The 11,609-nt window shown below is 75.0% G+C and carries 7 protein-coding genes; all 7 read left to right on the forward strand.

Annotated elements, in window-relative coordinates; translation table 11 throughout:
• Positions 1-12 precede the first annotated feature (12 nt).
• Entirely contained in the window at positions 13-1,584 is a 1,572-nt protein-coding gene (locus tag GTY84_RS34745) for an FAD-dependent monooxygenase (RefSeq protein ID WP_161228728.1), read from the forward strand.
• Complete coding sequence (locus tag GTY84_RS25435; protein ID WP_345943525.1) at positions 1,581-3,644, forward strand: acetate--CoA ligase family protein; 2,064 nt, start codon at positions 1,581-1,583, stop codon at positions 3,642-3,644. Before GTY84_RS34745 ends, GTY84_RS25435 begins: the two co-directional genes overlap by 4 nt.
• Complete coding sequence (locus GTY84_RS25440) at positions 3,625-5,328, forward strand: AMP-binding protein (protein ID WP_161228729.1); 1,704 nt, start codon at positions 3,625-3,627, stop codon at positions 5,326-5,328. Before GTY84_RS25435 ends, GTY84_RS25440 begins: the two co-directional genes overlap by 20 nt.
• A gap of 318 nt (positions 5,329-5,646) precedes the next feature.
• Positions 5,647-7,593 carry an acyl-CoA dehydrogenase family protein gene (locus GTY84_RS25445; protein ID WP_161228730.1) on the forward strand — a complete coding sequence of 649 codons (1,947 nt, stop codon included), beginning with the start codon at positions 5,647-5,649 and terminating at the stop codon, positions 7,591-7,593.
• Between the two features lie 175 nt (positions 7,594-7,768).
• On the forward strand, positions 7,769-9,025 hold the full coding sequence (dxr, locus tag GTY84_RS25450; RefSeq protein ID WP_161228731.1) for a 1-deoxy-D-xylulose-5-phosphate reductoisomerase: 1,257 nt from the start codon (positions 7,769-7,771) through the stop codon (positions 9,023-9,025).
• An 8-nt stretch (positions 9,026-9,033) separates the two neighbouring features.
• Positions 9,034-10,326 (forward strand): site-2 protease family protein, encoded by a 1,293-nt coding sequence (locus GTY84_RS25455; protein WP_202551731.1) that lies wholly within the window; start codon positions 9,034-9,036, stop codon positions 10,324-10,326.
• A gap of 389 nt (positions 10,327-10,715) precedes the next feature.
• On the forward strand, positions 10,716-11,609 hold an 894-nt coding region (gene ispG, locus GTY84_RS25460), incomplete at its 3' end, for a flavodoxin-dependent (E)-4-hydroxy-3-methylbut-2-enyl-diphosphate synthase (protein WP_161228737.1).

Consider the following 11,609-nt stretch of genomic DNA (forward strand, 5'->3'; position numbering starts at 1 on the left):
AAGGAGCTTTCGATGCGCATCGCAGTCGCGGGAGGCGGGCCCGGAGGGCTGTTCCTCGCCACCCTGATCCGCCGGGCGGATCCCTCGGCCGAGGTCACCGTCTTCGAACGCAACCGCGCCGACGACACCTTCGGCTTCGGCGTCGTGTTCTCCGACCGCACCCTGGCCGGCATCCACGAGGCCGACCCCGTACTGCGCCGGGCGCTGGACGAACACGGCCGCCACTGGGACGAGATCGAGGTCCGCCTCAAGGGCGAGCGGATCCGCTGCGGGGGCAACGGCATGGCCGCCGTCGCGCGGCGCACCCTGCTCCTGCTGATGCAGGACCGCGCCCGGGACGTCGGCGTCGACCTGCGCTTCTCCACCGAGGTCGGCCTCGACGACCTGACCGGCTACGACCTCGTCGTCGCCGCCGACGGCACCGGATCGGCCCTCCGCGAGCAACTGGCCCCCGCCCTGGGCGCCGAGGTGGAGACCGCCGCCGCCAAGTTCATCTGGTTCGGCACCGACCACCTCTTCGACGGGCTCACCTTCATCCACGAACGCGGCCCCGACGGCGTGTTCGCCGTGCACGGCTACCCGGTCTCCGACAGCGTCTCGACGTTCATCGTGGAGACCGACGAGGAGTCCTGGCGGCGCGCCGGACTCGACGCGTTCGACGTGACCCGGCCGCCGGGCCCCAGCGACACCCGCTCCCGCGACTACCTGGAGAAGCTGTTCGCGGAGCACATCGACGGCGGACGCCTGCTCACCAACAACTCCCGGTGGGGCAGCTTCCGCACCCGCCGGACCCGCCACTGGCACACCCTGGACCCGCGCCCCGTCGTCCTGCTCGGCGACGCCGTGCACACCGCGCACTTCTCCGTCGGCTCCGGCACCAAGATGGCCATGGAGGACGCCATCGCCCTCGCCGCCGCCCTCACCGCCCACCCCGGCGACCTCCCCGCCGCCCTGGCCGCCTACGAGCGGGCCGCCCAGCCCTCCGTCCGCCGCATCCAGGACTCCGCCCGCCCCAGCCTGTCCTGGTGGGAGCACTTCGGCCGCTACCACGACACCTTCGCTCCCTGGCAGTTCGCCTACCACTTCCTCTCCCGCAGCATCACCGACGCCCGGCTCGCCCGCCGCGCCCCCGACTTCGTCGGCGCCAGCCACCTCGGCTGGGCCCGGACCCACGGCGCCGCCCCCCTGGACACGCCCTTCGAGAGCGCCCACTGGTCCGCCGCCGGACGGCTGGTCCCCCTCGTCACCCGCGCCGACGGCACCCCCGCCGCCGTCCGCGGCACCGGCGAACTCGCCCTGTCCGAGACCCCGTCGGCCGGACCCTGGGGCGCCCTGGTGGCCGCCCCCGACAGCGAGGCCGGCCTGCCCGCCGTCCACGCCCGGCTCGCCGCGCTCGGCGGACCCGGCGGCCCCGACCTCGTCGCCGTGCACGGCGGCACCCCCCTGACCCGCGTCCTGGTCTGCGAACAGGCCCGGATGGCGGAGGGGCTGCCCGCCCTGCTGATCGACCCCGGCGCCAACCGCGACCTCGCCCTGACCGCGGTGCTCTCCGGCCGCGCCGACCTCGTGGCGGTGCCCGCGTGAACGCCCCCGCCGCCCGCGCCCTCGACCCGCTGTTCGCACCGCGCGGCATCGCCGTCGTCGGCGCCTCGCGCAGCCCCGGCAAGCTCGGCGCCGCCATGGCCCGCTCGCTCGCCCCGTTCGCCGCCGCCGGGGGCCACCTGGCCCTCGTCAACGACCGCGACGCCACCATGTACGGCACGGTCCGGGAGGCCGCCGCCGACGGGCCCGTCGACCTCGCGGTGCTCTGCGTCCCGGCCGCCGCCTGCCCCGGTGTCCTCGCCGAGGCCGCCGACGCCGGCGCGCGCGCCGCCGTGGTCTGCGGCGGCGGCTTCGCCGAGACCGGTCCCGGGGGCGCCGCGCTCCAGGACCGGCTCGCCGCGACCGCCGCCGCCACCGGCGTCCGCCTCCTCGGCCCCAACACCAGCGGCTTCCTCGCCCCCCACGCCGGGGTGACCGCCAGCTTCGTCCCCGGCGCCGGGGACATCGAACCCGGCCGGATCGCCGTCGTCGCGGCCAGCGGCGGCGTCAACCACGCCCTCGCCTTCCTGCTGGCCGAGGCCGGGCACGGGCTCAGCCTCGCCGTCGGCCTCGGCAACGGCGCCGGCGTCACCGCGCCCGACGTCCTCGACCACCTGGCCGACGACCCGGCCACCGCCGCCGTCGCGCTCCACCTCGAATCCGTCGCCGACGGCCCCCGGCTGGTCGACGCCGTCCGCCGCGCCACCGTCCGCCTGCCGGTCGTCGCCCTCGTCGTCGGCCGCCACGACATCGGCGCCTTCGCCGCCTCCCACACCGGGGCGCTCGCCACCTCCTGGCGCACCACCCGGGCCGCCCTCGCCCAGGCCGGGGCCGTGCTCGTCGACGACGAACGCGAACTCGCCGACGCCGTCGGCGCCCTCGCCGTCACCCGCGCCCGCCCGCACCGCGACCCGGGCGTCGGCGTCGTCACCGCCCAGGCGGGGCCCGGCCTGCTGCTCCTGGACGACCTGCGCGGACGCCGCGCCCGCGTCCCCGAGCTGACCGGCGCCACCCGCGACACCCTCGGCGGCCTGCTGCCCCCGCTGACCTACCAGCGCAACCCCGTCGACACCGGCCGCCCCGGACCCGCGCTCGGCCGCGTCCTCGCCGCCGTCGGCGCCGACCCGGGCGTCGACGTGATCGCCGCCTACGCCCTGCACGAGCCCGGCGCCGTGGACCTCGTCGCCGCCGCCGCGGAGGGCGCCACCGACGGCGTCCCCCTCGTCCTGGGCCTCGGCGGCACCGGCGAGGAGGTCACCCGCGCCCGGCGGGCCCTGCGGGACGCCGGCGTCGCCGTGGCCGCCGACCCGCGCGGCACGGCCGCCGCCGCTGGTGCCCTGCTCGCCGACGCCCGCGCCCGGGTCCCCGCCGGACCGTCACCGGACCGCGCCGAGGTCCCCGCCGGCGTCACCGGCCCCCTCGACGAGCACGGGGCGAAGGAACTCCTCGGCCGGCTCGGCATCGCCACCATGCCCCGCCGCGCCTGCGCCGACCGGGCCGAGGCGCACGCCGCGCTCACCGCCCTGGGCGGACCCGTGGCCGTCAAGCTCCTCGACGCCCGGGTCCTGCACAAGACCGAGATCGGCGGCGTCCACCTGGACGTCGCCACCCCCGCCGCCCTCGACGCCGCGCTGGACGCCCTCGACGCCGCCGGGGCCCGGCGCTACCTCGTCGAGGCGATGGCGCCCGCCGGGGTCGACCTCGTCGTCGGGGCCCGCCGCGACCCCGTCTTCGGGCCGGTGGTGCTCCTCGGGCTGGGCGGCACCACCGCCGAGGCGCTGGCCGACGTCGCCGTCCGGCTCGCCCCGCTCACCCCGGCCGAGGCCGCCGCCATGCCCGCCGAACTGGCCGGGCACGCCCTCCTCGACGGCTGGCGCGGCGGCCCCGTCCTGGACCGCCGCGCCCTCGGCCGGACCGTCGCCGCCCTCGGCGACCTGCTCGCCGCCGGCCCCGGTCTCGACGAGATCGAGGTCAACCCCCTGCGACTGACCGCCCGCGGACTGGTCGCACTCGACGCCGTCGTCATCACCAGGGAGGCCGACGATGCCCACGCCGATCGCTGAGAACACCGTGCCCTGGCCCGCCCCGGAGGCGGCCCGCTACCGCGCCGAGGGGTACTGGGCCGGGGTGCCGCTCGGCACCCTGCTGCGCCGCGCCGCCGACCGCACGCCCGGCGCCGAGGCCCTCGTGGACGCCGGGGCGCCGCACGGCACCCGGATCCGCCTCACCCACGGGGAACTGGCCGACCGGGCCGACGCCGCCGCCGTCCGCCTGCTGGACCTCGGCCTCGCCCCCGGGGACCGGATCGTCGTCCAGCTCGGCAACGGCTGGGAGTTCGTCGTCCTCACCCTGGCCTGTCTGCGCGCCGGGATCGTGCCCGTGATGGCGCTGCCCGCCCACCGGCGCACCGAACTGCGCCACCTGGCCGTCCACGCCGAGGCCGTCGCCATCGCCGTGCCCGACCGGATCCGGGACTTCGACCACCAGCGCCTCGGCCACCGGCTCGCGGACGAGGTCCGGGCCGCGACCGGCGCCGGCTGGCACGTGCTGGTCGCGGGCGACGACCTCGCCCCCGGCAGCGTCGACCTGCGGGCCCTGTGCGCCCCGGCCACCGACCCGGAGGGCGACCGCGCCCGGCTGGACGCCCACGCCCCGGCCCCCGGGGACGTCGCCGTCTTCCTGCTCTCCGGCGGTACCACCGGACTGCCCAAGCTGATCGCCCGCACCCACGACGACTACGCCTACAACGCCCGCGCCAGCGCGGAGGTCGCCGCGGTCGGCCCGGACACCGTCTACCTGGTCGGCCTGCCCGCCGCCCACAACTTCCCGCTCGCCTGCCCCGGCATCCTCGGCACCCTGCTGGCCGGGGGGCGCGTGGTCACCCTGCCCTCGCCGGAGCCCGCGCGGGCCTTCGAGGTGATCGCGGCCGAGGGCGTCACCCACACCGCCGTGGTCCCCGCCGTCGTGGCCCGGTGGCTGGAGCACGCCGCGGAGCACGGGGCCGGTGCGTCGGCCGGGCTGCGGGTGCTCCAGGCCGGCGGCGCCCGCCTCGCGGACGAACTCGCCCGCCGGGTGCGGCCGGTGCTGGGCGCCACCCTCCAGCAGGTGTTCGGCATGGCGGAGGGCCTGCTGAACTACACCCGGCTGGACGATCCCGACGACGTGGTGTGCACCACCCAGGGCCGCCCGCTCAGCCCGGCCGACGAGGTGCGGCTGGTCGACGAGGACGACCGGGACGTCCCCGACGGCACCCCCGGACTGCTCCTCACCCGGGGTCCCTACACCCCGCGCGGCTATTACCGGGCCGCCGGGCAGAACGCCGGGTCCTTCACCGCCGACGGCTGGTACCGCTCGGGCGACATCTGCCGCCGCACCCCCGGGGGCGACCTCGTCGTGGAGGGCCGCGACAAGGACATGATCAACCGGGGCGGCGAGAAGATCTCCGCGGAGGAGGTCGAGAACCTCGTCTACCAGCGGGTCCCCGGCGTCAGCCAGGCCGCCGCCGTCGCCATGCCGGACCCGGTGCTCGGGGAGCGCGTCTGCCTCTACGTCGTCCCGCGCCCCGGCGCCACGGTCACCCTCGACGAGGTCCGCGCCCTGCTGGAGCGGGCCGACATCGCCCGGTTCAAGCTCCCCGAGCACCTGGTGACCGTCACCGAGCTGACCTGGACCAAGGTCGGCAAGATCGACAAGAAGGCGCTGCGGGCGGACATCGCGGCCCGGCTCGCCGAGGGCGCGGCACCCTGAGCACCGGCCGTGCCGCGGCCCCCCGCGGTACGGCCCGCCCGGCCGCGCCCGCCCTCGGGTTCCGCCCGCCTCCGGGTCAGCGCCCGCCCTCGGGTTCCGCCCGCCTCCGGGTAGCGCCCGCCCCCGTCCCGGGCGGGGACCGTCCGTCCGGCCCCGCCCGGGACCGCCCGCCGGACCGGGCCCGGACCGCCCGCCCGACCGCGCTCGGCCGAACGGCGGTGTCCGGGGTGGCGGGGGCGTGGCGGGAGGGGTACACACGATCGGGAAGCACCGACCAGTACCTCCCCTTCCATGCCGATACGCGGCGAGGTGACCCTCATGTCCGCCACCACCACCCCCTCCTCCCGGCCCGCCGTCACCGAGCACGAGGCCCGCCGGGTGGCGGAGGCCGCCCGGGAAAAGGACTGGCACAGGCCCAGCTTCGCCAAGGAGCTGTTCCTCGGCCGTTTCCGCCTCGACCTGCTGCACCCCCATCCCCTCCCCGCCGAGGAGGACGCCCGGCGCGGCGAGTCCTTCCTCGCCGCCCTGCGCGACTTCTGCGAGACGCGGATCGACGGCGCCGTCATCGAGCGCGACGCCCGCATCCCCGACGAGGTGGTCACCGGGCTCAAGGAGCTGGGCGCCCTCGGCATGAAGATCGACCGCGAGTACGGCGGCCTCGGGCTCACCCAGCTCCACTACAACAAGGCCCTCGCCCTGGTCGGCTCGGTCAGCCCGGCCGTCGGCGCGCTGCTCTCCGCCCACCAGTCCATCGGCGTCCCGCAGCCGCTGAAGATGTTCGGCACCCAGGAGCAGAAGGACGCCTTCCTGCCGCGCTGCGCCCGCACCGACATCTCGGCCTTCCTGCTCACCGAACCCGACGTCGGCTCCGACCCGGCCCGCCTCGCGACCGCCGCCGTGCCCGACGGGGACGACTACGTGCTGGACGGCGTGAAGCTCTGGACCACCAACGGAGTCGTCGCCGATCTCCTGGTCGTCATGGCCCGGGTCCCCGAGTCGCCCGGCCACCCCGGCGGCATCACCGCCTTCGTCGTCGAGGCCGCCTCCGAGGGCGTCACCGTCGAGCACCGCAACGCCTTCATGGGCCTGCGCGGACTGGAGAACGGCGTCACCCGCCTCCACCGGGTCCGGGTCCCCGCCGCGAACCGCATCGGCCCCGAGGGCGCGGGGCTGAAGATCGCCCTCACCACCCTGAACACCGGCCGCCTCTCGCTGCCCGCCCTGTGCGCCGGCGCCGGCAAGTGGTGCCTGAAGATCGCCCGCGAGTGGTCGGCGGCGCGCGAGCAGTGGGGCAGGCCCGTCGGGCTGCACGAGGCGGTCGGCTCGAAGATCGCCTTCATCGCGGCGACCACCTTCGCCCTGGAGGCGGTCCTCGACCTCTCCTCCCAGATGGCCGACGACAATCGCAACGACATCCGCATCGAGGCGGCCCTCGCCAAGCTCTACGGCTCCGAGATGGCCTGGCTGATGGCCGACCACCTGGTCCAGATCCGCGGCGGACGCGGCTACGAGACCGCCGCCTCCCTGGCCGCCCGCGGCGAACGCGCCGTCCCCGCCGAGCAGTTGCTGCGTGACCTGCGGATCAACCGGATCTTCGAGGGCTCCACCGAGATCATGCACCTGCTGATCGCGCGCGAGGCCGTCGACGCCCACCTCTCCGTCGCCGGGGATCTCATCGACCCCGGCACCCCCCTGTCCGGCAAGGCACGGGCCGGTGCCAGGGCGGGCGCCTTCTACGCCAGATGGCTGCCCGGCCTGGTCACGGGACCCGGCCGGCTTCCCGGCTCCTACGCCGAGTTCGACCCTCCCGGTCACCCCGGCCTGGCCCGGCACCTGCGCTACGCCGAGCGCACCGCCCGCAGGCTCGCCCGCGCCACCTTCTACGCCATGTCCCGCTGGCAGGGCCGGATGGAGACCAAGCAGGGCTTCCTCGGCCGGATCGTCGACATCGGCGCCGAACTCTTCGCCATGAGCGCCGCCTGCGTCCGGGCCGAGCGGATGCGTGCCGAGGGCGACCACGGCCGCGAGGCCTACCAGCTCGCCGACGCCTTCTGCCGCCAGGCCCGGCTGCGGATCGAGGAACTCTTCGGCCGCCTCCGCCACAACACCGACGACCTCGACCGCACCGTCGTCCGCGGCGTCCTCGGCGGCGTCTACACCTGGCTGGAGGAGGGCGTCGTCGACCCCTCCGGCGACGGCCCCTGGATCGCGGACACCAGCCCCGGCCCCACCGCCCGGCCCAACCTCCACCGCCCGATCAGGTGACACCCGTCACGGTGCCGGACCCGGGGCGCGGCGGCACCCCGCACCCGGACCGGCACCCCGGTCCACCCCGGCCCGCGCCCGCCCGGCCCCGCCCGGGAGGGCACCCGGCGAAGCGGGTCCCGGGAGATTGACGCCCCCGTCCCCGCGGACCGGTGGGTACGGCAACAATGGGGGGATGAGCGACAGTCCAGCACCCCTCGCCGACCCGCACCTCCTCTACGCCCCCGTGGCGGGAGACGGACCGAAGGACGTGGTGATCCTCGGCTCCACCGGTTCGATCGGTACGCAGGCCATCGACCTCGTGCTGCGCAACCCGGACCGCTTCCGCGTCACCGGCCTGTCCGCCAACGGCGGCCGGGTCGCCCTGCTGGCCGAGCAGGCCCACCGGCTGCGGGTGCCGGTCGTCGCCGTGGCGCGCGAGGACGCCGTCCCCGCGCTGCGGGAGGCCCTCGCCGCGCGCTACGGCGCGGGGGAGCGGCAGCCCGAGATCCTCTCGGGGCCCGACGCGGCCACCCTGCTCGCCGCCTCCGACTGCCACACCGTCCTCAACGGCATCACCGGCTCCATCGGGCTGGCCCCGACCCTCGCCGCCCTGGAGGCGGGCCGCACCCTCGCGCTCGCCAACAAGGAATCGCTCATCGTGGGCGGCCCACTGGTCAAGGCACTCGCCAAGCCGGGACAGATCATCCCGGTCGACTCCGAGCACGCGGCCCTCTTCCAGGCCCTCGCCGCCGGCACCCGCGCCGATGTGCGCAGACTGGTCGTCACCGCCTCCGGCGGCCCCTTCCGGGGGCGCACCCGGGAGCAGCTCGCCGAGGTCACCGTCGAGGACGCCCTCGCCCACCCCACCTGGGCGATGGGGCCGGTCATCACCATCAACTCGGCGACCCTCGTCAACAAGGGCCTGGAGGTGATCGAGGCCCACCTCCTCTACGACATCCCCTTCGACCGCATCGAGGTGGTCGTGCACCCCCAGTCCTACGTGCACTCCATGGTGGAGTTCACCGACGGCTCGACCCTGGCCCAGGCCACGCCCCCCGACATGCGCGGCCCCATCGCCATCGGTCTCGGCTGGCCCGAGCGGGTCCCCGACGCCGCTCCCGCCTTCGACTGGAGCAAGGCGTCCACCTGGGAGTTCTTCCCGCTCGACGAGGAGGCCTTCCCGGCGGTCGGCCTGGCCCGGCGGGTCGGGGGGCTCGCGGGCACCGCCCCGGCGGTGTTCAACGCCGCCAACGAGGAGTGCGTGGAGGCGTTCCGCTCCGGCGCGCTGCCGTACCTGGGGATCATCGAGACCGTCACCCGGGTCGTCGACGAACACGGCACCCCCGCCGCGGGAACTCCGCTCACCGTCGCGGACGTCCTCGAAGCGGAGACCTGGGCGCGCGTCCGGGCCCGGGAACTTGCGGCACAGACGGCGGAGGCCCGTGCATGACGATCCTGATGTTCATCCTCGGCATCGTGCTCTTCGCGGTGGGACTGCTGTTCTCCATCGCCTGGCACGAGCTGGGGCACCTGTCCACGGCCAAGATGTTCGGCATCCGCGTGCCGCAGTACATGGTGGGGTTCGGTCCGACGGTCTTCTCCCGCAAGAAGGGCGAGACCGAGTACGGCGTCAAGGCCATCCCGTTCGGCGGCTACATCCGCATGATCGGCATGTTCCCGCCCGGGGCGGACGGCCGCCTGGAGGCCCGTTCCACCTCGCCCTGGCGCGGCATGATCGAGGACGCCCGCTCGGCCGCCTACGAGGAACTGCGGCCCGGTGACGAGAAGCGCCTCTTCTACACGCGCAAGCCGTGGAAGCGCGTCATCGTGATGTTCGCCGGCCCCTTCATGAACCTCGTCCTCGCGGTGGCGCTGTTCCTCACCGTCCTGATGGGCTTCGGCATCTCCCAGCAGACGACCACCGTCGGCTCCGTCTCCAAGTGCGTGATCGCGCAGAGCGAGAACCGCGACAAGTGCGAGGGCGGCGACAAGCCCTCCCCGGCCGCGGCGGCCGGTCTGCGGGCGGGCGACCGGATCGTCTCCTTCGACGGGGTGCCCACCGCCTCCTGGGACCGGCTCTCCGACCTGATCCGCGCCAACCCCGGCGCCGAGGTGCCGATCGTCGTCGAGCGCGACGGCCGGGAGGTCACCCTCCACGCGACCATCGCCACCAACCAGGTCGCCAAGAAGGACTCCCAGGGCCGGATCGTCGAGGACCAGTACGTCACCGCCGGGTTCTTCGGCTTCAGCTCGGCCACCGGCGTGGTGAAGCAGGACTTCGGCGAGTCCGTGACATGGATGGGCGACCGGATCGGCGACGCCGTCGACTCCCTCGCCGCCCTGCCCGGCAAGGTCCCCGCCCTGTGGGACGCCGCTTTCGGGGACGGCCCCCGCGAACCCGACTCCCCGATGGGCGTCGTCGGCGCCGCCCGGGTCGGCGGCGAGATCGCCACCCTCGACATACCGGCCACCCAGCAGCTCGCCATGTTCGTGATGCTGGTCGCGGGCTTCAACCTCTCCCTGTTCCTGTTCAACATGCTCCCGCTGCTGCCGCTGGACGGCGGCCACATCGCGGGCGCCCTCTGGGAGTCGCTGCGCCGGGGCGCGGCCAGGGTGCTGCGCCGCCCGGACCCGGGCCCGTTCGACGTGGCGAAACTGATGCCGGTGGCCTACGTGGTGGCGGGCGTCTTCGTCTGCTTCACGCTGCTGGTGCTGGTGGCCGACGTGGTCAATCCGGTGCGCATCAGTTAGGGCCTGTCCGACCACTGCCGTCGTCGCCCGTGAGACGGACGGGAAGCGTCGGACGGGCCTCAGGCCCCCTCGCGGCGCGGGCACCGGGTCCCTCCGGCGCCCGCGCCGAGGGCCGGGCCCGGCCGCCGTCCGGGCCGGGCACCCGGACACCGCCCCCTGCCGCCGGGGTGGCGCCGACGGCGGGCCGATCATCCGACGAGAAGCCCAATCCGGGATCATGTCCCCCCCGGGGCGGCCCCCACTCCCCTTTCCCCGCAGGTCGACGCCAACGTGTGGACCAGTCGTGCACTGTGTGCCCGCCGTTCGGTTCCGTGCCGTAATCTCGAATGCCGGAGCCCGCCGCTGAACGAGGGCCGGACCTTGATCCACGACTTGGGGTTGCACAGCAGATGACTGCGATTTCTCTCGGCATGCCGTCCGTTCCGATCAAGCTGGCCGAGCGCCGCAGGACCCGGCAGATTCAGGTCGGGTCGGTGGCGGTGGGTGGTGACGCGCCGGTGTCGGTGCAGTCGATGACGACGACGCGGACGTCGGACGTGGGTGCGACGTTGCAGCAGATCGCGGAGCTGACGGCGTCGGGGTGCGAGATCGTGCGGGTGGCGTGTCCGACGCAGGACGACGCGGACGCGTTGGCGGTGATCGCGCGGAAGTCGCAGATCCCGGTGATCGCGGACATTCACTTCCAGCCGAAGTACGTGTTCGCGGCGATCGACGCGGGGTGTGCGGCGGTGCGGGTGAACCCGGGGAACATCAAGAAGTTCGACGATCAGGTGAAGGGGATCGCGCGGGCGGCGGGGGAGCGGGGGACTCCGGTCCGGATCGGGGTGAACGCGGGGTCGCTGGATGCGCGGCTGCTGGCGAAGTACGGGCGGGCGACGCCGGAGGCGCTGGTGGAGTCGGCGTTGTGGGAGGCGTCGCTGTTCGAGGAGCACGGGTTCCGGGACATCAAGATCTCGGTGAAGCACAACGATCCGGTGGTGATGGTGAATGCGTACCGTCAGCTCGCGGAGCGGTGTGACTATCCGCTGCATCTGGGGGTGACGGAGGCGGGTCCGGCGTTCCAGGGGACGGTGAAGTCGGCGGTGGCGTTCGGCGCGCTGCTGAGTGAGGGGATCGGGGACACGATCCGGGTGTCGTTGTCGGCGCCGCCGGTGGAGGAGGTCAAGGTCGGTATCCAGATCCTTCAGTCGCTGGGGCTGAAGGAGCGGCGGCTGGAGATCGTGTCGTGTCCGTCGTGCGGGCGGGCGCAGGTGGATGTGTACAAGCTGGCGGAGGAGGTCACG

The organism is Streptomyces sp. SID8352, from assembly GCF_009862265.1.
GTDB lineage: Bacteria > Actinomycetota > Actinomycetes > Streptomycetales > Streptomycetaceae > Streptomyces.

Coding starts and splice junctions, on each gene's coding strand:
- GTY84_RS34745 (WP_161228728.1), top strand. CDS start 13: ATGCGCATCGCAGTCGCGGGAGGCGGGCCCGGAGGGCTGTTCCTCGCC.
- GTY84_RS25440 (WP_161228729.1), top strand. CDS start 3,625: ATGCCCACGCCGATCGCTGAGAACACCGTGCCCTGGCCCGCCCCGGAG.
- GTY84_RS25445 (WP_161228730.1), top strand. CDS start 5,647: ATGTCCGCCACCACCACCCCCTCCTCCCGGCCCGCCGTCACCGAGCAC.
- dxr (WP_161228731.1), top strand. CDS start 7,769: ATGAGCGACAGTCCAGCACCCCTCGCCGACCCGCACCTCCTCTACGCC.
- GTY84_RS25455 (WP_202551731.1), top strand. CDS start 9,034: ATGTTCATCCTCGGCATCGTGCTCTTCGCGGTGGGACTGCTGTTCTCC.